This window comes from Enterobacter sp. BNK-22 (genome assembly GCF_048684805.1).
Lineage (GTDB): Bacteria > Pseudomonadota > Gammaproteobacteria > Enterobacterales > Enterobacteriaceae > Enterobacter > Enterobacter quasiroggenkampii.
Map to the genome: position 1 here is coordinate 2,877,263 of NZ_JBLQTT010000001.1, position 21,197 is coordinate 2,898,459.

General features: G+C 54.8%; 21 protein-coding genes and 3 tRNA genes. 11 read left to right on the plus strand and 13 right to left on the minus strand.

Annotation, left to right across the window (positions count from 1 at the left end; translation table 11 throughout):
- Positions 1-39: 39 nt before the first annotated feature.
- From ACMGGE_RS13560 to ACMGGE_RS13575, 4 genes are all read left to right on the plus strand, one after another.
- Complete coding sequence (locus ACMGGE_RS13560; RefSeq protein WP_420293858.1) at positions 40-729, plus strand: fimbria/pilus chaperone family protein; 690 nt, start codon at positions 40-42, stop codon at positions 727-729.
- A gap of 62 nt (positions 730-791) precedes the next feature.
- Positions 792-3,158, plus strand: a complete 2,367-nt coding sequence (locus ACMGGE_RS13565; protein ID WP_420293859.1) for a fimbrial biogenesis usher protein — start codon at positions 792-794, stop codon at positions 3,156-3,158.
- Positions 3,149-3,712, plus strand: coding sequence for a hypothetical protein (locus ACMGGE_RS13570; RefSeq protein WP_417929847.1), 564 nt, complete (start codon positions 3,149-3,151; stop codon positions 3,710-3,712). The genes ACMGGE_RS13565 and ACMGGE_RS13570 overlap by 10 nt, the downstream gene beginning before the upstream one ends.
- 117 nt (positions 3,713-3,829) lie before the next feature.
- Positions 3,830-4,534, plus strand: a complete 705-nt coding sequence (locus ACMGGE_RS13575) for a DUF1120 domain-containing protein (RefSeq protein ID WP_045907742.1) — start codon at positions 3,830-3,832, stop codon at positions 4,532-4,534.
- 43 nt (positions 4,535-4,577) lie between these two features.
- Here ACMGGE_RS13575 and deoD read toward each other — a convergent pair whose 3' ends face one another.
- From deoD to deoC, 4 genes are all read right to left on the minus strand, one after another.
- On the minus strand, positions 4,578-5,300 hold the full coding sequence (deoD, locus tag ACMGGE_RS13580; protein ID WP_045907741.1) for a purine-nucleoside phosphorylase: 723 nt from the start codon (positions 5,298-5,300) through the stop codon (positions 4,578-4,580).
- Positions 5,301-5,403: 103 nt separating this feature from the next.
- A complete protein-coding gene (gene deoB, locus ACMGGE_RS13585) occupies positions 5,404-6,627 on the minus strand; it encodes a phosphopentomutase (protein WP_014882457.1) in 1,224 nt (407 codons plus the stop codon).
- Positions 6,628-6,680: 53 nt separating this feature from the next.
- Complete coding sequence (gene deoA / locus ACMGGE_RS13590) at positions 6,681-8,003, minus strand: thymidine phosphorylase (protein ID WP_252077589.1); 1,323 nt, start codon at positions 8,001-8,003, stop codon at positions 6,681-6,683.
- A gap of 108 nt (positions 8,004-8,111) precedes the next feature.
- The gene (gene deoC / locus ACMGGE_RS13595; protein ID WP_003856543.1) at positions 8,112-8,891 is read right to left on the minus strand and encodes a deoxyribose-phosphate aldolase; all 780 of its coding nucleotides are present in this window, start codon (positions 8,889-8,891) and stop codon (positions 8,112-8,114) included.
- 262 nt (positions 8,892-9,153) lie between these two features.
- Between deoC and ACMGGE_RS13600 the strand changes: the two genes are divergently transcribed.
- Both ACMGGE_RS13600 and ACMGGE_RS13605 read left to right on the plus strand, forming a co-directional pair.
- Positions 9,154-10,701, plus strand: coding sequence for a YjjI family glycine radical enzyme (locus tag ACMGGE_RS13600; RefSeq protein ID WP_420293860.1), 1,548 nt, complete (start codon positions 9,154-9,156; stop codon positions 10,699-10,701).
- Positions 10,676-11,536, plus strand: a complete 861-nt coding sequence (locus ACMGGE_RS13605) for a YjjW family glycine radical enzyme activase (RefSeq protein WP_420293861.1) — start codon at positions 10,676-10,678, stop codon at positions 11,534-11,536. Before ACMGGE_RS13600 ends, ACMGGE_RS13605 begins: the two co-directional genes overlap by 26 nt.
- Here the strand turns inward: ACMGGE_RS13605 and ACMGGE_RS13610 are convergent.
- The 8 genes from ACMGGE_RS13610 to ACMGGE_RS13645 all read right to left on the minus strand — a co-directional run bounded on the left by ACMGGE_RS13610 (position 11,531) and on the right by ACMGGE_RS13645 (position 17,893).
- Positions 11,531-12,313 (minus strand): TatD family hydrolase, encoded by a 783-nt coding sequence (locus ACMGGE_RS13610; protein ID WP_420293862.1) that lies wholly within the window; start codon positions 12,311-12,313, stop codon positions 11,531-11,533. The two genes, ACMGGE_RS13605 and ACMGGE_RS13610, sit on opposite strands and share 6 nt — an antisense overlap.
- Entirely contained in the window at positions 12,310-13,362 is a 1,053-nt protein-coding gene (locus tag ACMGGE_RS13615; RefSeq protein WP_008502074.1) for a patatin-like phospholipase family protein, read from the minus strand. Before ACMGGE_RS13615 ends, ACMGGE_RS13610 begins: the two co-directional genes overlap by 4 nt.
- A gap of 120 nt (positions 13,363-13,482) precedes the next feature.
- A complete protein-coding gene (locus tag ACMGGE_RS13620; protein ID WP_003856556.1) occupies positions 13,483-13,644 on the minus strand; it encodes a DUF1328 domain-containing protein in 162 nt (53 codons plus the stop codon).
- 127 nt (positions 13,645-13,771) lie between these two features.
- Positions 13,772-14,389 (minus strand): molecular chaperone OsmY, encoded by a 618-nt coding sequence (gene osmY, locus ACMGGE_RS13625; RefSeq protein WP_008502075.1) that lies wholly within the window; start codon positions 14,387-14,389, stop codon positions 13,772-13,774.
- Positions 14,390-14,688: 299 nt separating this feature from the next.
- A complete protein-coding gene (gene prfC / locus ACMGGE_RS13630) occupies positions 14,689-16,278 on the minus strand; it encodes a peptide chain release factor 3 (RefSeq protein WP_008502076.1) in 1,590 nt (529 codons plus the stop codon).
- Positions 16,279-16,369: 91 nt separating this feature from the next.
- Complete coding sequence (gene yjjG, locus ACMGGE_RS13635) at positions 16,370-17,047, minus strand: pyrimidine 5'-nucleotidase (RefSeq protein WP_045907737.1); 678 nt, start codon at positions 17,045-17,047, stop codon at positions 16,370-16,372.
- A 20-nt stretch (positions 17,048-17,067) separates the two neighbouring features.
- On the minus strand, positions 17,068-17,511 hold the full coding sequence (gene rimI / locus ACMGGE_RS13640) for a ribosomal protein S18-alanine N-acetyltransferase (protein WP_008502078.1): 444 nt from the start codon (positions 17,509-17,511) through the stop codon (positions 17,068-17,070).
- Positions 17,480-17,893, minus strand: a complete 414-nt coding sequence (locus ACMGGE_RS13645; RefSeq protein WP_045907736.1) for a DNA polymerase III subunit psi — start codon at positions 17,891-17,893, stop codon at positions 17,480-17,482. Before ACMGGE_RS13645 ends, rimI begins: the two co-directional genes overlap by 32 nt.
- Before the next feature lie 102 nt (positions 17,894-17,995).
- On the opposite strand from ACMGGE_RS13645, the gene rsmC reads away from it, so the two are divergent.
- The 4 genes from rsmC (at position 17,996) to ACMGGE_RS13665 (ending at position 19,522) form a co-directional block, all read left to right on the plus strand.
- A complete protein-coding gene (rsmC, locus tag ACMGGE_RS13650; protein WP_039265277.1) occupies positions 17,996-19,024 on the plus strand; it encodes a 16S rRNA (guanine(1207)-N(2))-methyltransferase RsmC in 1,029 nt (342 codons plus the stop codon).
- Between the two features lie 172 nt (positions 19,025-19,196).
- A tRNA-Leu gene (locus tag ACMGGE_RS13655) sits at positions 19,197-19,282 on the plus strand.
- 28 nt (positions 19,283-19,310) lie between these two features.
- Positions 19,311-19,395, plus strand: a tRNA-Leu gene (locus ACMGGE_RS13660).
- Between the two features lie 42 nt (positions 19,396-19,437).
- Positions 19,438-19,522, plus strand: a tRNA-Leu gene (locus ACMGGE_RS13665).
- 38 nt (positions 19,523-19,560) lie between these two features.
- Here ACMGGE_RS13665 and ACMGGE_RS13670 read toward each other — a convergent pair.
- Positions 19,561-19,830, minus strand: a complete 270-nt coding sequence (locus tag ACMGGE_RS13670; protein WP_048028591.1) for a DUF1435 domain-containing protein — start codon at positions 19,828-19,830, stop codon at positions 19,561-19,563.
- A 215-nt stretch (positions 19,831-20,045) separates the two neighbouring features.
- On the opposite strand from ACMGGE_RS13670, the gene ACMGGE_RS13675 reads away from it, so the two are divergent.
- The gene (locus ACMGGE_RS13675; protein WP_420293863.1) at positions 20,046-21,110 is read left to right on the plus strand and encodes a GGDEF domain-containing protein; all 1,065 of its coding nucleotides are present in this window, start codon (positions 20,046-20,048) and stop codon (positions 21,108-21,110) included.
- The last annotated feature ends 87 nt before the right edge of the window (positions 21,111-21,197 follow it).

A 21,197-nucleotide genomic window follows, 5' to 3' on the forward strand; every position in this document is an offset into this window, starting at 1 on the left:
TTTAATACCGTTAACCACGAAAAAATCATGACCAGAATAATGAAAACTTCATCCCTGTTTTCCGTCCTTTTATTCGCGCTTCCCACCACGCTGTTCGCCGCAGGCATGGTACCTGAAACCACGCTGCTGATGATTGATGAAGCCAACCACGGCGGCGTAATGAGCGTCAAAAATACCGACACCATACCGACTCTGCTCTACACCTCTATTAACGATATCGAAGGGGAAAATGGCGTAAAGCTCAACGTCACCCAGCCGGTTGTTCGTCTGGAACCAGGCCAGGAACAGCAGGTGCGTTTTATTCTTGAAACCGATAAACCTCTCACGGTCGAACACTATAAGCGCGTGATCTTCGAAGGTATTCCGCCGAAGAACAAAGATAAAAACGTGAAGGTGGGGATTAACCTTCGCCAGGATCTGCCGGTACTGATCCATCCGAAAAGCCTGCCTGTCGTCACCGACGCGTGGAAGTTACTGACCTGGTCGCTGGAAGGAAAAGAGGTTGTGGTGCGCAATACCTCCCCTTACGTCGTGCGCTTCTCAACCGCCATTACCCTACTTCCATCGCGAGCAACCGGGCTGGTCAACAAGACCTTTATCCTGCCGGGTGAAACCATGAAAGTGCAGATGGACAAGCCGATGGGTAGCGCCGATAACGCAGTAGAGTTCAGCCCCGCCAGCCGCTACGGGATTGAAGTGGATAACTACACAGCCCCCCTTAAACGCTAAAACGACAGGGTGCTTTGGTGACTGAGCTATCATTGCGCAACAGGATGCGCCGAGCGGCAGTAGTGGCAGCATTACTGCCGTCTTCCGCGCTGCATGCGTCCGATGTGGACTTTAATACGGATATTCTGGCGACACGTGGCATCAGTACCAACCTCGCCCACTATTTCTCTGAAGCTCAACGCTATCTGCCTGGCAAGCATGCCGTGCAGGTAAAAATAAACGGCATTGAAAAGGGCAGCCTCGCCGTCAAGATAGGGGACGAAGGGCAGCTCTGCGTTGATGATGATTTCATCAGCGCCGTGGGGCTTTTACCGCTAAATATCAGCGAAAAAGAGACGTGTCATGACCTGCTCAAAGACTACCCTTCAGCCACGATCACGCTCATGCCCAACACCGAGTCACTGGAGATCTTCGTTCCGGCAGAAGCCATGGATAACGGGTTCTATGCCGCCAGGTTTTACTCTCACGGCGGCGTTGCGGGCCTCATTAACTACAACGCTTTCACCAACTACAACGAATATGGCAGCGGTGGCAACAGCACGTTTTCACAGGGAAATATCGGTACCGGTATTAACATTGCAAACTGGACGCTGCGCAGTAACTACATCCTGACGGACGATAACGGCACCCGCAGTGCCGAGAATCTTTACACCTACGCTGAGCACGTTTTTGAAGAGAAAAAAATGCGTGCGCAGGTCGGTCAAATCAATATCAACTCCGCCCTGTTTAGCGGCGCGCAAATTACCGGGGTCCAGCTCATGCCTGAAACCGGTCTTCAGCCCAATATTCAGGTCACGGAAGTCTCTGGTATTGCCCGTACAAACCAGGCTCGCGTAGAAGTTCGTCAGTCCGGTCAGGTTATCTATTCTTCGCTGATCAATGCCGGTCCCTTCACGCTGCCGGACGTACCGGTTTTGCGCAGCAATGTCGACCTGGATGTCAGCGTTATCGAAACCGATGGCTCAACAACCCATTTCACCGTGCCCTCATCAGCCCTCAACGTCATCGGGAGCAACCGTGCCGAGGGGTTAAATCTGGCACTTGGTCAGGTTCGCGACAGTGGCGATGAAAAGAATTCCCCCTGGGTGTTCACCGTGTCTGACGGTACGAGCCTGACTACACGCCTGACTGCCGTTGCGGCAAGCGTGCTGGCCGAGAAATACCAGTCTACCGGTGCAAAGCTCGACTGGTCCGTCAATGAAAACTGGCTCATTTCACCCAGCGTATTGCTGAGTCAGTCCCGCTTTTATGATACGCAGCGGGGCAGCAAGTTTGAGCTCAGCAGCAATATTTTACTCCCCGCGCAGCTGACGCTCGGGCTCAGTGCTTCCCAGTATAACGGCGACTTTCGTGAGCTTACCGAAGCCATGGACGAAGAATCGCAAAGCTATGAAAACGCATGGAATACCAGCCTCAGCTGGAACAACGAATACATCGGCTCCCTCTCTTTACAATACAGCGCGAACTCTGGCGATGAGAGCAGCGGTGACTCACGCTATCTGATGGCCTCGTGGAGCAAAAGCCTGGGGCGTACCTCGCTGTCCGTAAACTGGCAACACGCCATGAGCAATAGCGAAACAGAAAACAGCACCAGCAACAATGACGATCTCTTCTATGTCAGTCTGATCGTCCCTCTGGGCGACGATCGCGTCAGTACCTACATGCGTACTCAGGGTGAAAAGCAAAACTATGGCGTCCAGGACAGCGGTTCTGTCGGCCGAAACCTCAACTACAACATTTCTGCCGATCGCGATAATCAGGACAAAAGTGATTCCTTTAACGGCAATATCACGACCAACCTGCACTATACCCAACTTGGACTGTCTGCTGGTCTGAATGACGGAAACCAGCATAACTACAGCGCATCGTTAGGGGGTGGCATTGTCATGCACCGCCATGGCCTCACCTTTGCCCCCTTCCCGGTGAAAGAGACCTTTGGCATCGCAAGGCTAAGTGAGCCGGAAAGCGGGATAGAAATCACCACACCCGATGGCACCGTCTGGACAGATTACTGGGGGCAAGCCGTCGTTCCCGGGCTCAGAGAGTGGCAGAAATCACAAATTGTGATCAATACCAGCTCGCTGCCGCAGGGGATGGATTTATCAAATGGTATCCAGACCGTGTCCGCGGCCTACGGCTCATTTGCACAGGTCGATTTCCAGGTGCTGAATACCCGTCGCGTGATGCTGAAGGTAAAACATGTCAATGGCGGCTGGCTCGAAAAAGGGCTAAGTATCGTGGACAAAGACAGCAACTATATTGTCAGCGTGATGGATAACGGCAGTGTGTTTATTTCTGATGCCTCGACGACGCCGGAGCTGTATGTCGTGGACGACAATATGACGCGTTTATGCCAGATCCACTACACGCTGAATGAAGAGAAAGATAAAGACGCCTATTACGAAAAAGCAGAAGGAACATGCCAGTGAAAATAGTTAACGTGATGCTGAGCGGTCTGACATTATTTTTCGCCTCTCAGGTATTCAGCGAGGAGTGCCAGATGACCCTTTCTCAGCCGACCGTCTCGTTTGGCCGATTCAAACAGGACGATATTGCTGCCTCGCTGAAAAACTGGAATCGCATGCCCGCAAAAGAGGTGATGATCAACGTGTTTTGCCCTCAGCCTCAGGTCATGGCCCTGTTCATGCAGTCCGCATCTGGCGCCAACGGCGGCGTGCTGTTTGGGCAGGAGGGACGGCTGGCGCTGGTCGCGAACAACATGACGGTAGACGGACGCCACTACGATCTCGTCAAAACCACCGACCGGGTAAAATTTACCTCATCAGACAGCCCCAAAGAACATGTTTTCCTGAAAAACAACGACGGCATCATTGCTCGCCAAAACGCGACACCGATTCAGGGCAAGCAAATGAGCGTAACCATAAAACTTATACCCATCATTAATAATAACCAGCTGCGCAGAATTTCCGATAATACCGACCTGGAAAGCACTCTCGCCTGGGAATTATTAACTAGCGAGTAAAAGAATTCACCTTCGTATTCATTTTTTGGGTGAAGAGTAAGAAGAAAAATAAACCTTTTAAATTATGGATCCGTCCATTCAATTTAATATTCATTACATCTATGTTAAGGATTAACCATGAAAAAGAGTCTCCTTGCCGCCGCACTGGCACTGGCAGCGACCTGTGCTCATGCGGGTGACACAGCGGTACTGAAAGTCAAAGCGTCGCTGACCGGCAATTCCTGTACGCCTGAACTCAGCAACAATGGCGTGATCGATTTCGGTACCGTCCAGGTCGGCGATCTCTCTCAAACCCAGGCAACCCAGCTGGGTGAAAAAGGTCTGACACTCACGATCAACTGCCCAACGCCGACTAAAGTGGGCTGGAGCATCGCGGATAACCGCGCAGACACCAACGCCAGCACCGGCAGCAGTTCCAATCTGAAGGTGATGAATGCGACGTCTAACGGTGGCGAGCTGCGCGGCAGCATCTCGACCTTTGGTCTGGGTAAAACGCATGACGGTAAGAACATCGGCGCATACTCAGTGTATACCAGCACCGGTGACGTCACGGCGAATGGCGCAACGGTTGAGCCTATCCGTACTGCGCTGTCTGCAGGTACAAGTATGGGCCGCTGGCAGAAAGCCAATGGTGGCACCATTGCGAACAAAGACCTGGGTCTGATGAGCGTGGCATCTGCCGGTAAAACCGACCCGATGGCGGTGACCAGCGTCTCTTTCCCGCTGAACGTCTCGCTGGCAGTGGAAAACCTGAAGAAGCTGTCTCTGACGGAAGACACCGAGTTTGATGGTCAGGCGACGATCAGCGTCGTGTATCTGTAAGAAGTGAAAATGCCGGGCAGCGAATGCCGCCCGGCAGACAACATTACGCTTTATCGCCCAGCAGAACGGATTCCAGCGCGATTTTGATCATGTCGTTGAAGGTGGTCTGACGCTCAGCGGCAGTGGTCTGCTCATGAGTACGGATATGGTCGGACACGGTGCAGATGGTCAGCGCTTTCGCACCAAACTCAGCCGCAACGCCGTAGATGCCCGCCGCTTCCATTTCCACGCCCAGAATGCCGTATTTTTCCATCACGTCGAACATCTCGCCGCCGTCTGGTGCATAGAACAGATCGGCAGAGAAGAGGTTACCCACGCGCGCGTCAACGCCAAGCGCTTTTGCCGCGTCAACCGCGTCACGCACCATGCCGAAGTCAGCGATTGCCGCGAAGTCATGGTCTTTGAAACGCATGCGGTTTACTTTGGAATCGGTGCAGGCACCCATGCCGATAACCACGTCGCGCAGCTTAACGTCCATACGCACCGCGCCACAGGAGCCCACGCGGATGATTTTCTTCACGCCGAAGTCGGTGATCAGCTCTTTGGTGTAGATAGAGCAGGATGGGATACCCATACCGTGACCCATGACGGAGATTTTGCGGCCTTTATAGGTACCGGTGAAGCCCAGCATGCCGCGTACGTTATTCACTTCACGCACGTCTTCGAGGAAGGTTTCTGCAATGTGCTTCGCGCGCAGCGGGTCGCCCGGCATCAACACGACGTCAGCGAAATCACCCATTTCTGCATTAATGTGAGGAGTTGCCATCTTCAGTTCCTTTTACATTGTTGTTTTTGCCGGGTGGCGGCTATGCCTTACCCGGCCTACAAAACCGTAGGCCCGGTAAGCGAAGCGCCACCGGGCAATGACATCAGAACATGGCCTTGCCATATTCCATGTCAGACGTACCAAAATATTTCGCCAGGGTCTGGCCGATGTCCGCGAAGGTTTCACGGTGACCCAGCGAGCCCGGCTTCACTTTCGGGCCGTACACCAGCACCGGAATGTGCTCGCGGGTGTGGTCGGTACCGGTCCAGGTTGGGTCACAGCCGTGGTCCGCGGTCAGGATCAGAATGTCATCTTCACCCACCAGCTCCATCAGCTCCGGCAGACGGCGGTCGAACAGCTCAAGACCCGCAGCATAACCCGCGACGTCGCGACGGTGTCCCCAGGAGGAGTCGAAGTCCACGAAGTTGGTGAAGACAATGGTCTTGTCGCCCGCTTCTTTCATCTCTTTGATGGTGGCATCGAACAGCGCATCGAGACCGGTCGCTTTGACCTTTTTGGTAATGCCGCAGTTAGCGTAGATATCCGCGATTTTACCCACGGACACCACGTGACCGTCTTTCTCATCGACCAGCTTCTGCAGCACGGTTGGTGCCGGCGGCTCAACGGCCAGATCGTGACGGTTACCGGTACGCTGGAAGTTACCCGCTTTGTCACCAATAAACGGACGCGCGATCACGCGGCCGATGTTGTAGCCGCCTTCGGTCAGCTCTTCGCGGGCGATTTCGCACAGCTCGTAGAGTTTATCCAGGCCAAACGTCTCTTCGTGGCAGGCAATCTGGAACACGGAGTCAGCAGAAGTGTAGAAAATCGGCTTGCCGGTTTTCATGTGCTCTTCGCCGAGCTGGTCCAGAATCACGGTACCGGAAGAGTGGCAGTTGCCGAGGTAACCCGGCAGGTTGGCACGCTTCACCAGCTTATCGAGCAGCTCCTGCGGGAAGCTGTTCTCGTGATCGGAGAAGTAACCCCAGTCGAACAGCACCGGCACACCGGCGATTTCCCAGTGGCCAGACGGGGTGTCTTTACCGGATGAGAGTTCGTGCGCCCAGGCATAGGCGCCCACGACTTCCGCGTTGCCGTCCATACCGGCTGCGATTTTACCGGTAGAGCCTTCATGCGCTTTCACCAGCCCGAGGCGGGTCAGGTTAGGTAGAGTCAGAGGGCCTTTACGACCGTTGTCCGCTTCGCCTTTCGCACAGGCTTCCGCGATGTGACCCATGGTATCGGAACCCACGTCACCAAAACGTTCTGCATCTTCGGTTGCGCCGATGCCGAATGAGTCCAGCACCATAATAAATGCACGTTTCATAATTGTTCTCCGTACGTAGTGCTTCAAAAATTATCGATCAGATCAGTATACCGCTATTCGGTGATACGGCGATAGACAGTCGGTGTGGTTTCCGGTGCTTTATCGTCAAGCATGATGGCCGCTTTCACCGCTTTCGCCGCTTCCTGCCAGCTGGCTTCGTCTTTGGCGTGGATCACCGCCAGCGGACGTTGGCCGTCAACGCTGTCGCCCAGACGGGCCATATCGGTAAAGCCGACGCTGTAATCAATGGTGTCTGAGGCCTGACGACGACCGCCGCCCATTGAGACCACCGCCATGCCGAGGGCACGGGTGTCCATGGCGGAGACAAACCCTTCGCTATCGGCATACACCGCTTTGCTGAGCGTCGCGGTGGGCAGGTACTTCGCGTAATTTTCGACGAAGTCGGTCGGGCCTTTTTGCGCCGCGACCATGCGGCCGAAGATCTCCGCCGCTTTGCCGTTGTCCAGCACCGCCTGCAGCTTCGCGCGGGCGTCGGCGTCGTCTTTGGCGAGCTTGCCGGAGATTAACATCTCCACGCACAGCGCCATGGTGACGTCGAACAGACGCGGGTTACGGTATTCCCCGGTGAGGAACTGGACGGCTTCACGCACTTCGACGGCGTTACCGGCGCTGGAAGCCAGCACCTGGTTCATATCGGTGAGCAGTGCGGTAGTGCGCACGCCTGCGCCGTTGGAGACGCCAACGATCGCTTCGGCCAGCGCCTCAGAGAGTTCATAGGTTGGCATAAACGCGCCGCTGCCTACCTTCACGTCCATCACCAGCGCGTCCAGCCCTTCTGCCAGCTTCTTCGCCAGGATAGAGGCGGTGATCAGCGGGATGGAGTCAACGGTCGCGGTGATGTCGCGGGTCGCGTAGAAACGCTTGTCTGCCGGAGCAAGAGAGCTGGTCTGGCCGATAATCGCCACACCAACGTCTTTAATAATGTCGCGGAAGCGGTTGTCATCCGGGAAGATATCGAAGCCCGGAATGGCTTCCAGTTTGTCGAGCGTACCGCCGGTGTGGCCCAGGCCGCGCCCGGAGATCATCGGGATGTAACCGCCACAGGCTGCCACCATTGGGCCGAGCATCAGGGAGGTCACGTCACCCACGCCGCCGGTGGAGTGTTTATCCACAATCGGGCCGTTAAGGTTGAGGCTTTTCCAGTCCAGAACGGTTCCTGAATCTCGCATCGCCATGGTCAGCGACACGCGCTCAGGCATCGACATATCGTGGAAGAAAATGGTCATCGCCAGAGCCGCAATCTGCCCTTCTGAGACGGTGTTATCACGAATGCCGTTGATGAAGAAGCGGATCTCTTCGTCGCTTAATGCATGACCATCACGTTTTTTACGAATAATTTCTTGTGCGAGAAACACGGTAACCTCCATGCGGAATCGGGGGAATTGTGGCGGGTGGCGCTACGCTTACCCGCCCTACGATCCTGTAGGCCGGATAAGCGAAGCGTCATCCGGCATTGTTGGCAATCAGTAGCTGCTTGCGCTCTTACCGTCGCCGTGACCCAGCGCCTTCAGCAGGCTGGCCAGCAGGCTGGACGCGCCGAAGCGGTAGTGGCGGGAATCGGCCCAGTCGGCGCCGAACAGTTCGTCGGCAATCGCCAGGAACTGCTGCGCGTCTTCGGCGGTACGCACGCCGCCCGCAGGTTTGAAGCCTACGGTTTTGGACACGCCCATGTCGCGGATCACTTCCATCATGATGCGCGCGCTTTCCGGGGTCGCATTTACCGGCACTTTACCGGTAGAGGTTTTAATGAAATCCGCACCGGCTTTGATGGAGATTTCAGAGGCTTTACGAATCAGCGCCTCTTCTTTCAGCTCGCCGGTTTCGATGATCACTTTCAGCAGCACGTTGGCCGCCGCACACGCGTCTTTACAGGCCTTCACCAGGTCAAAACCGACCTGCTCGTTACCGGCGATCAGCGCGCGGTAAGGGAACACCACGTCAACTTCGTCTGCACCGTATGCAATCGCCGCGCGGGTTTCTGCCAGCGCAATCTCGATATCGTCGTTGCCGTGCGGGAAGTTAGTCACGGTTGCAATGCGCACGTCCGGGGTGCCCTGCTCTTTCAGCGTTTTACGGGCAATCGGGATAAAGCGCGGGTAGATACAAACGGCTGCGGTATTACCCACTGGCGTTTTCGCCTGATGGCACAGGGCGATGACTTTCTCATTGGTGTCGTCATCGTTCAGGGTAGTCAGGTCCATCAGTTTCAACGCGCGCAAGCTGCTTGCAGTTAAATCGGTCATAACAATCTCCAACGGCAGTGCCGTATAAATTTTACCTTGCGGGTCTGTGAGTATTCTAACATCCACCCGCATCCACACTTCGACATTCATCACAGTTAATGAAAACTGCGTACAAATTTGCATTACTGTAATGAGATCTTCTTCAAACTTTAGTGCGCAAATTGCCGACTAAAGCAGCAATACCCCCTGTGGGATCAAAAGCGTCAACAGGCAGGCTTTCTACAATCCGTTCATCATCCGCAGAACATTCAAGGAAGCGAATATGCCCCACTCCAGCCCCGACGCCCTGCAGCAACGTTGCCAGCAAATTGTGACAAGCCCGGTGTTAACCCCGGAACAAAAACGTCATTTTCTGGCGCTGGAAGCGGAAAACAACCTGCCGTATCCGGCACTTCCTGAAGCTGCGCGCGCCGCGCTGGACGAGGGGTTTATCTGTGACATGTTCGAAGGCCATGCGCCTTACAAACCCCGTTACGTTCTGCCGGATTACGCAAAATTTCTGGCTAACGGTTCAGAATGGCTGGAGCTGGAAGGGGCAAAAGATCTCGACGATGCCCTCTCGCTGTTAACCATCCTCTACCATCATGTTCCGTCCGTCACATCGATGCCGGTCTATCTCGGCCAGCTTGATGCGCTGCTGCAACCGCATGTTAGAATTCTAACACAAGAAGAAATCAATAGCCGAATAAAACGTTTCTGGCGCTATCTTGACCGTACGCTGCCGGATGCCTTTATGCATGCCAATATCGGGCCGGAAGATACGCCCATCACCCGTGCCATTCTGCATGCCGATGCAGAGCTGAAGCAGGTCGCGCCGAACCTGACCTTTGTTTATGATCCAGAGATCACCCCGGATGATTTACTGCTTGAGGTGGCGAAAAACATATGTGAATGCAGCAAACCGCATATTTCTAATGGCCCGGTGAATGATAAAATTTTCACAAAAGGCCGTTATGGCGTGGTGAGCTGTTACAACTCCCTGCCTCTGGCTGGCGGTGGCAGCACCCTGGTGCGTCTCAACCTCAAGGCCATCGCCGAACACAGCACGTCAAGTGAAGACTTCTTCAGTCGCGCCCTTCCGCACTACTGCCAGCAGCAAATGGCCATCATTGATGCCCGCTGCGATTTCCTGTATCAACAATCCGGCTTCTTTGAGAATAGCTTCCTGGTGAAAGAGGGGCTGATTGATGCCGATCGGTTTGTGCCGATGTTTGGCATGTACGGTCTGGCAGAAGCGGTAAACGTGCTCTGTGAGAAAGCAGGCATCGCGGGACGTTACGGAAAGGATGAACAGGCCAACGCGCTGGGCTACCGCATCAGCGAACAGCTTGCGGCGTTTGTCGAAAACACGCCGGTGAAACACGGCTGGAAGCAGCGCGCGATGCTCCATGCGCAGTCGGGGATCAGCTCCGATTCAGGCACCACGCCAGGCGCGCGCCTGCCCTACGGCGACGAGCCGGATCCCATCAGCCACCTGCTGGCGGTGGCTCCCCATCACAAGCACTACTCTTCCGGGATAAGCGATATCCTAACGCTGGATGAAACGGTAAAACGCAACCCGCAGGCGGTGGTCCAGCTGTGCCTGGGCGCGTTCAGGGCGGGTATGCGCGAGTTTACCGCCAACGTGGCGGGTAACGATCTGGTGCGCGTCACCGGGTATATGGTGCGGCTATCGGATCTGGAGAAATACCGGGAAGCAGGGTCGAGAACGAACACCACGTGGCTGGGGGAAGAAGCCGCACGCAATACCCGCATTCTGGAACGTCAGCCGCGCGTGATTAGCCATGAACAGCAGATGCGCTTTAGTTAGTCAGGTCATCCCTTTTTCCTGCGTGGACGGACCGGGCAGCCGCCTGGCCCTGTTCCTGCAGGGTTGCAACCTGCGCTGTAAAACCTGCCACAACCCGTGGACGATCGGCCGCTGCAACGACTGCGGGGACTGCGTGCCCCACTGCCCGCACGACGCGCTGACCATTCAGGCCGGGCGCGTCTGGTGGCAGGAGAGCGACTGCCAGCAGTGCGACACCTGCCTGCACCTGTGCCACCAACAGGCGACGCCCATGGCGCACCGCCTGAGCGTGGAGGAGATCCTCACCCAGGTCCGCAAGTCCGCACCGTTTATCGAGGGAATCACCGTAAGCGGCGGTGAGGCCACAACGCAATTGCCGTTTTTAGTGACGCTGTTCACCGCGATCAAAGCCGATCCCGCTCTACATCATCTGACCTGCCTGGTCGACAGCAACGGTTTGTTAAGCGAAACCGGCTGGCAAAAGCTGCTGCCGGTACTGGATGGCGCGATGCTGGACCTGAAAGCATGGGGGAACGAACACCACCGCTTCCTGACCGGACGCGACAATGCGCAGATCAAGCAGAGTATCCGCTGGCTGGCAGAACGCCACCGTTTGACGGAGCTCCGCCTGCTGGTGATTCCGGGGCAGTGTGACTATCTGGAACACCTCAAGCCGCTGACGGCGTTTATCCACGGGCTGGGAAACGTGCCGGTACGCCTTAACGCGTTTCATGCGCATGGCGTGTACGGTGAGGCGGCGTCGTGGCGTAGCGCCACGCCCGAGGACGTTGAACCGCTGGCGCGGGCGCTGGAAAAACAGAGGATAACGGTGATCCGCCCGGCGCTTTATCTATAGCGTGATGCCAAATACCGAACGCGTATTTTCCAGCAGCGCATCGGCAATTACCTCTTCCGGCTCCTGTCGCAGTTCACACAGGGTGGTGAACACACGCGCCGCCTGTTCCGGGCGATTCGGCTGTCCCTGAAAACCGTTCAGCGGCATGTCCGGCGCGTCAGTTTCCAGCAGAAGCGCCGACAGCGGCAGCTGTGCCATCACGTCACGGGTTTTACTGGCGCGCGGATAGGTGATGGTGCCACCCACACCAATTTTGTAGCCCAGTTCAATGAAACGCTGCGCCTGCTGCAGGCTGCCGGAGAAACCGTGTACGACGCCCCTGCGCGGCAAATCGATGCGCTTCAGGTGCATTGCCAGCTTATCGTGCGTACGTCTTGAATGGAGGATCACCGGCAGATCGTGACGCTTCGCCAGCCTGAGCTGCGCGTCGAGGATCGTCTGCTGGCGCTCAAAATGCGGATCCTCGCGATAAAGATCGAGGCCGATCTCCCCGATGGCGACAAGCTTGTCCTCTGCGGTCTGCAGGATCTCATCAAGTCTCTCAATGTGCTCATCACGATGCCGCTCAATCACGATCGGATGCAGGCCGAGCGCCGCATAGAGCGCGGGGTGCTGTGCAGCAAGATCCAGCACCCGGGAAAAGTAAGCCGCTTCCACTGACGGCACAATAATGGCCTGAACGCCTGCGTCAGCCGCTTTCGCAATACTGTGTTCTTCATCTCCCGTAAACGGTGGGAAATCAAAGTGGCAGTGGGTATCGATAAAGCGGTGCGTCACGCCAGATCCTCGTTATCCAGTAAAGCGTCATTCGCCTGCGGAATGTCCACCAGGGGCACCGTCAGAGCGTCGTTGGCTACAATCGCAGGCGGCGTAATAATGCGTTTATGGCGATGAAGCGGCGGTTGCTCCGCCAGCATTTTCCCCACCGTCGCCAGGAAGTAGCGTCCGCACAGCCGCCCCGTTTTATAATCCATGCGCAGCGCAGGGACGCGGCTGCCCAGCGCCATGCTCAGCAGCGGCTTAGGCGGATAAATTTCAAAAATACGCAGCTTACCCGGTGGCTTTTCAATGAAACGCTGCATCGCGCCGTAGGTGGTTTCATGCTGCTTCGCGATGTTCACCAGCGGCTGCAGGCTGCTGTCGCCCAGCCAGCGCTCCATCCGCTTAAACCACTGTGGGGTGTAATACATTTGCGACGGTACGGTACGGATCACCACAATGGTTTTCGCCCCGCGACGGGCGGCTTCCTGCACCGGCACGGCGTCACTGATCCCCCCGTCCAGATAGCTAATGCCGTCCAGCAGCGCACCGGTACGATAAAAACCGGGAATGGCGCTGGAGGCGCGGATGATGTCCAGCCAGTTCTCCTTCTGCGGAGAAAAATAGCCCGGCGAATAGTCATCCCCCCGGCTGGCGCACATCCAGAATTCTTTACCGCTATCAAACAGGCGGGCCGCGGTGTCCATGGCCAGCGGCATCTGGCTGGAAGTTGATTCCAGCAGCCAGTCGAGGTCGATCAGGTTACCGCCGCGCACAAAGCGCACCGGATTAAAAAATTCTTTCGCCGTGGTGTAGCGCATGATGACCTTTCGCGCGTATCCGGGCTGGTTACAGACATAGGCAGAAAGATTCTGTGCCCCGGCAGACGTGCCGAAGTACAGGTCAAACGGGTTGAACTGCGCGCGCATAAATTCGTCCAGCACGCCAGCGGTGAAAATGCCGCGCTGTCCGCCACCCTCGCAGACCAGCGCGAGTTGACCTGCGCGAAACGGTTTTAACGTCAGCGGCGCAATGTTGCCGAGCGTAACGGGAATTCGTTGCCCCACCTCTGCTTTCCTGTTTTGATTATTTTATAACACCACAGTAACGCACCCGACCTGTTACGCAAATAAGAAAAAGCCAGTCGTAGTGACTGGCTTTATTTTGTTGACGGAATATTGCGTTTGCTACGGACGTCGACGCCCCGTAAACAGGCTGACCAGGAACAGAATAATACCGACAACGAAGACAATTTTAGCTGCCCATGCCGCTGTACCTGCCAGTCCACCAAAGCCCAATGCGGCGGCAATTAACGCGATAACCAGAAATATAATGCCCCAACGAAACATAAGCTTCTCCTTTACCATAGTTAATGTCGGCCGCTAAACGTGAGCGCTCAGGTCACTCACCGGCGTTTTTCCAGAGTCGTTCTTATATCGCCCGCAGGTTTTAGCCAGACGGGCGAATGGTCCAGATTTACTTCGTTTTCAGATCGTTTTTAACGCTTTTCACACCATCAATCGCTTTCGCAATGGACTCGGCACGTTCACTTTGCGCCTGCGAATCTACCGTACCGGAAAGCTGAACCACACCATCGGTGGTTTCCACTTTCACCTTACGGGACGGCACGATGTCATCTGCTAAAAGTTTAGCTTTGATTTCGCTGGTGGTGGCTGCATCACCGGCATAACCTTTCACCGACGCGTTTTTGCCGTCACGGACGTGCAATTTATCGCTGACGGAGGCAACGCCTTCGACGCCTTTCGCCACTTTCACCGCCTGTTCTGCCTGAGCCTGGCTTTCAACAAAGCCGCTCAGCGTGACCACTTTTTTGTCGGTCTTAACGGAAATATCGGTGCTCTTGATGGCTTCATCATCCACCAGTGCGGCTTTCACTTTTGCTGTGATAGAGCTGTCATCCATGAAATTGCCGACTTTATTCATAGAGCTATCGATTTTTTGCCCTGCGCTGTCAGCCGTGGATTGTGCTTTATCCATGGTGCTGCTTTCCGCCAGGGCGGAGCCGCTCACCAGAACGCTACCCAGTGTTACAGCCAGCAGAGTTTTAGAAATCTTCAGTCTTGTCATATTCATCGATCTATTCCTGTGTTGACCCGTTATTCGGGCTACGTACTTCCTTAGTAGTGATATATATTGCGAATAAACACGCGAGCAAAATGGATAACCTAAAGCCATGCATTGAACAGTTAATTTATCCACGCCCGGTGTTAAACACTGAGTTAAATATAGATCACTCTCACAGAGCCGCTTTCAGAATTGGGTAAAAAACGCGCGAATAGCGTGAAATTGCGTTGAATTAAGAACATTCCGCAAGGGATTAATAAGACAGGAATAAAAGAAGAGCACGGCTGCTGCCGTGCTCTGAGAGGGGATTAGTGCTCGCGGGTTTTACGGAACTGAACGTCCGGATAACGTTCCTGCGTCAGGTTCAGGTTGACCATCGTTGGCGCGATATAGGTCAGGTTATCGCCGCCATCCAGTGCCAGCTGAACTTCATTCTTACGCTTAAATTCTTCGAATTTCTTCACGTCAGAACACTCAACCCAGCGCGCGGTCGCGACGTTCACCGATTCGTAAATCGCTTCCACGTTGTATTCGCTCTTCAGGCGCGCAACAACCACGTCAAACTGCAGCACGCCGACCGCACCAACGATCAGATCGTTGTTCGCAATCGGGCGGAAGACCTGCACGGCGCCCTCTTCGGAGAGCTGAACCAGGCCTTTCAGCAGCTGTTTCTGCTTAAGCGGATCGCGCAGACGAATGCGACGGAACAGTTCCGGTGCGAAGTTCGGAATACCGGTGAACTTCATCATTTCACCCTGCGTGAAAGTGTCGCCGATCTGGATGGTGCCGTGGTTGTGCAGACCGATGATGTCGCCCGGATAGGCTTCTTCAACGTGCGAACGGTCACCCGCCATAAAGGTCAGCGCGTCGGAGATGACAACGTCTTTCCCGATACGCACCTGACGCAGCTTCATGCCCTTTTCATATTTACCGGACACCACGCGCATAAAGGCCACGCGGTCACGGTGTTTCGGATCCATGTTGGCCTGAATCTTAAACACGAAGCCGGTGAACTTCTCTTCTTTTGCTTCCACTTCACGGGTGTCGGTTTTGCGCGGCATTGGCTGCGGCGCCCACTCCACCAGACCGTCGAGCATGTGGTCAACGCCGAAGTTACCCAGTGCGGTACCGAAGAAGACCGGGGTAATTTCGCCGCTCAGGAACAGCTCTTTGTCGAATTCGTGAGACGCGCCCTTGACCAGCTCCAGCTCGTCGCGCAGCTGCGCGGCCAGCTCTTCCCCGACCGCCGCGTCCAGATCCGGATTGTCCAGACCTTTAACAATGCGCACTTCCTGAATGGTGTGGCCTTTACCGGTCTGATACAGGTAGGTTTCGTCTTTATAGAGGTGATAAACGCCTTTGAACAGCTTACCGCAGCCAATCGGCCAGGTGATTGGCGCACAGGCGATCTTCAGCTCGTTTTCCACTTCATCCATCAGCTCCATCGGATCGCGGATGTCACGGTCGAGTTTGTTCATAAAGGTGAGGATCGGCGTATCGCGCAGACGGGTCACTTCCATCAGCTTACGGGTACGATCTTCTACACCTTTCGCGGCGTCGATCACCATCAGACAGCAGTCCACCGCCGTCAGGGTACGGTAGGTATCTTCGGAGAAGTCTTCGTGGCCCGGGGTGTCCAGCAGGTTCACCAGGCAGTCGTGATACGGGAACTGCATCACGGAGGTGGTAATCGAAATACCACGCTGCTTTTCCATCTCCATCCAGTCAGATTTTGCATGCTGGCTGGAGCCACGGCCTTTAACGGTACCCGCAGTCTGGATCGCCTGTCCGAACAGCAACACCTTCTCAGTGATGGTCGTTTTACCGGCATCGGGGTGCGAGATAATGGCAAAAGTGCGGCGCTTGGCCACCTCTTGCAGATAAGGAGACAACGTCATAATTAAATCTTCTTTTATAAGCGCGGCAGCACGCCACGCATCATGGAATACAAAATTGCGGCTATTTTACCCATCAATGGGGGGCAGGCAATCATTGTTTACACAGGAGTTGCTCCAGTTCGTTCAACGACGTCACGGTCCAGGTCGGCTCGATGCCGTCAGGCTTCTCACGGCCATGCGCATTGAGCCACACGGTCGACAGACCGGCCTTCATGCCGCCCAGAATATCTGACTCTGCCGTATCCCCCACCATCAGGACACGATCGCGGTCGGGATTGCCGGCCTGCGCCAGCGCGTAGTCGAAAATTCGCGGATCTGGCTTCGGCACGCCAACCTCTTCCGAGATCACCAGCGCGTCAAAATGATCGCGCAGGCCGGTGCGCTCAAGGCGGATCTGCTGCAGGGCGGTAAAACCGTTGGTGATGATCCCCAGTTTCACCTTACCTTTCAACGCATTCAGCAGGGAAACCGCGCCCGGCAGCGGCGCACAGATATCGGCCATGGCGTTAAGGAAAGCCTCGTTCAGCGTTCCCGGACTGACCTTTAAGCGTTCCGCCCAGACGTCAAAGCGCTGGTGCTGAAGCTGTAACGCGGTGATGGCACCGTTCTGGTAATCCACCCACAGCGGTTTGTTGACCGCCTGATAGTCCTGAAAATCTTCAGCGGTGAAGGTTACGCTATAGTCGAGAAACATCCGCTGCAGGCCGCCAAACGAGTCGAACGTAAACAGCGTTTCGTCGGCATCAAAGAAAATCCAGTCCCATTTCATCGTTACAACCTTATTTTTTATTATCCAATCGGCAGAGCCATTATGATGGCGTCTTCACGTCCCTCTGCGGTGGGGTAGTAGTTACGGCGGATTGTCGCCTCGTTAAAGCCTAAGCTTTCATAGAGCGCGATGGCGGCGACATTCGACGCGCGCACCTCCAGCCACAGGGTGAAAACGTCACGGGTTTCGAGCTCACGGATGAGGTGCTCAAGCAGTTCTCTTCCCAGCCCACGGCGCTGAAACGCGGGATCAACCGCGATATTAAACAGCGTCGCCTCATCAAGAACAACCTGCGTGATCGCGAAAGCGGCCATGGTGCCGTCAACGTCCAGGCGGTAGTTCAGATACCGTTCGCCCTGATTGCTGGCAAAGGTTTTTTCGCTCCACGGAAACGCGTGGGCGCGTGTTTCAATCGCGAACGCTGTGGACAGGTCAGGCGTCGTGAGGGAAGAAATCGTGTTCATATTCGCAGATTTGTTGCCATAGCGCGCTGCGCGCTTTTGGGTTGGCTTTCAGTTCGTCCAGCGCTGGCGAGCAGATCTGGCTCCCCTGAAGAGAGATCTCATTCGCCTCTCCGATACGCCAGCTGTTACAGCGGCTATCAGGAGGCAGCATCGCGACACGCTCTGGCGTCAGCGGTAAAACCTGGTCGGCCGTCAGCTTCAGGCTGCGAAGGACATCATCGATCAGGGGGTCATTCAGGGCAGGCAGTTCTTCCGCCACCATCACCAGACGAACGTGCGCCGGGATGGAGATGGCGATTTCGCCCTGCAACGCCGTCGGGCGACGCAAAGCCCACTGGGTGATGCCCAGTTGCTGCAACTGCCAGTCTCGTCGGGATGTCATAGGGAAAACTCCTGTCTCTCAGGCGCGCAAATATAGCAAATGTGTCGAAAGTGCGCCATCTACCTACTATAATCCCCGCCTGAGTTTATTGAGGAACAATTCATGTCTGCATTTACCCCGGCAAGTGAAGTCTTGCTGCGTCACAGTGATGATTTCGAAGAAAGCCGTATTCTGTTTGCCGGAGATATGCAGGATGACCTGCCCGCACGTTTCGACTGTGCTGAAAGCCGTGCCCACACCCAATACTACCACCACTGGCAGGTGCTGAGCCGCCAGATGGGCGAGCGCGCGCGCTTTAGCCTGGTGGCAGAGCAGAGCGATATCGCCGACTGCGATACGCTGATCTACTACTGGCCGAAGAATAAACCGGAAGCCCAGTTCCAGCTGATGAACCTGCTCTCCCTGCTGCCGGTCGGCTGCGATATTTTCGTGGTCGGTGAAAACCGCAGCGGCGTGCGTAGCGCGGAACAGCTGCTGGAAGGCTATGCGCCGCTGAACAAAGTCGACAGCGCTCGCCGCTGTGGTCTGTACCATGGCCGTCTGGAAAAACAGACAACATTTGATGCGCAGGCATACTGGGATGAGTACCAGCTTGACGGCCTGACCATCAAAACGCTGCCGGGCGTGTTCAGTCGCGATGCGCTGGATACGGGCAGCAAGCTGCTGCTTTCCACTCTGACGCCGCACACCAAAGGCAAAGTGCTGGACGTGGGCTGCGGCGCGGGCGTGCTCTCTACCGTGCTCGCCAGCCATTCGCCAAAAGTGCGCTTAACCCTGTGTGACGTGAGCGCCCCGGCGGTTGAAGCCAGCCGCGCAACGCTTGCCGCAAACGGCATTGAAGGCGAGGTGATTGCCAGCAACGTCTTCTCCGACATCACCGGTCGCTTCGACATGATCATCTCTAACCCGCCGTTCCACGACGGTATGGAGACCAGCCTGGAAGCAGCACAAACGCTGATCCGTGGTGCAGTCCGTCACCTCAACAGCGGCGGTGAGCTGCGTATCGTCGCGAACGCCTTCCTGGCGTACCCGAAAGTGCTGGATGAAACCTTTGGCTTCCACGAAGTTATCGCCCAGACGGGTCGCTTTAAGGTCTACCGCACCGTGATGACACGTCAGGCCAAAAAGTAATCGCCTCCCCTCCAGGCCGGATACGCGAAAGCGCCATCCGGCTATACAGGGCGCGTCCATCGGCCATTTTTCCATCAATCAAGGCATCACGCGCACTTTTCTGTTGACGTAAAGCTGAAAACATCTAGAATGCGCCTCCGTGGTTACGATACTTTTACAGTATCGATGGTATGCGAAGGTGGCGGAATTGGTAGACGCGCTAGCTTCAGGTGTTAGTGTCCTTACGGATGTGGGGGTTCGAGTCCCCCCCTCGCACCATAAATCACGATGATATTGCTCGCACTGGGCGAAGGTGGCGGAATTGGTAGACGCGCTAGCTTCAGGTGTTAGTGTCCTTACGGATGTGGGGGTTCGAGTCCCCCCTCGCACCAACGAGGCGATATCAACATAGCAATAAAGAGTAAGATGACTGTGCGAAGGTGGCGGAATTGGTAGACGCGCTAGCTTCAGGTGTTAGTGTCCTTAGGATGTGGGGGTTCGAGTCCCCCCCTCGCACCAATTATCTTACACCCCCTCTGAGTATCTTCTTTTCCCTGTTATTTCAAACTCATCAGTATCACCAGAATTCCGCTGACCAGCGCGACACACGATGGCAGTAAAACAAAGTGACGCAGTTGCTTATGCCAGATCATGCCTGACGTGACTAACAGTCCTGACACAATGATGGCTTTCCAGGTATCAAGAGAGAGATCGGCAAACGTCAAACCGCCGAGAATGGCTCCCGGTAGCAATACCCCCCAACCGCTGCCCAGCGCCCTGTTCAACATGATCTGCCCTCTTTCAACGATAATGATAACCAATATCATATGACAGAGATTATCATTTGTCAGCTGAATGAATCAAAATCCATCGACCTTTACCTTTCCCGTAATGACAGGAATTGCCTAAGGTGATAAATTGCGCACCTGTTAACAACGTCTAAAGATTTTCTGATAATTACTCTTTGCGCTTTTTGCATATTTTATTGCGAAACGACATCTATTTATTTGTTTTAATTAAATTTTAATAAAAACACACGACTATGACATCACAATCCTGGCGGTCTTTGGTTCACAGAAAATATCAATTATCGTTACGTTTATTTTTATTTCTGAACGCAACCTCGGCAGTGTTCTCGGTAACAAACCCGCTCAATTCTGTACGACTGTTTTCCGCCCCTCTGATTGCTATTTTCTCCATCAGTACCGGCCTGTTCATCTGGCACTGGCGAAAGCGCGCGCGGAAGATAAATATTCCTGTCGTTTCAGGGATCTTCGGTATTTTGTGGGCCTGGCAAATTGTCTCCAAATTCGCCTTAATTACCCACGATCATGCGACGTATTTGTTAATCGCGCTTTTAACGGTACTTTTTATCGGCACGCTGGCGTTCGCCAGTAATATCAAAGCCTTTACGCTGCATTCACTGCCCACCTTTATTGTCTGCCTGTGGTTAAGCGATCACGATATATGGCTGAGAATGACCTATTCTTTCGCACTTCCTGTGGTGGCAATTGCTATTCATAACATTTTGCAAAGACGCAACGACCGTTTCGCTCAGGAGCTGCTCTCTCGCCTTCTGGAAGAACGAGAAACCCTTACCGATCTCAGCATGATGGACCCGCTTACCGGGCTCTATAATCGTCGCGGTCTGCAAAGCCGTCTGGAGAATCTGCCCACGGTAGAAAATGGCGAGCACTTTGTCCTGCTGATGGATATCGACCACTTTAAAGCCTATAACGACCATTACGGCCATATGATGGGCGACCAGGCGCTGAAGCGCGTCTCTGCGGCAATCCGCGATGCCGTGCGTTCTCGCGATATTGTGGCGCGTTTTGGTGGGGAAGAGTTTATGGTGCTGCTGACCAACATTTCACTCGAACACGCCCGCCAGACGGCCGAGCGGATCCGTCAGAAAGTGTACGATTTGAAAATCCCGCATCTGTTTAACGAAAGCGTCGCGACAAACGTCACCATCAGCATTGGTATCGCCATTTTCGAGGATGAAGACGTGGAAGGCGCGCTGGAAAAAGCGGACAAAGCCCTCTATGAAGCAAAGCATATGGGACGCAATAACATTCTGTTAAGTGAAAAGATTCAGACGGCGTAGACATAACGACGATGTCACCCGGACAAAAGTCTTGCCATTGGTATGAGCAATAGTTAGGATTGGCAATCATTATCATTTAGATTTCTA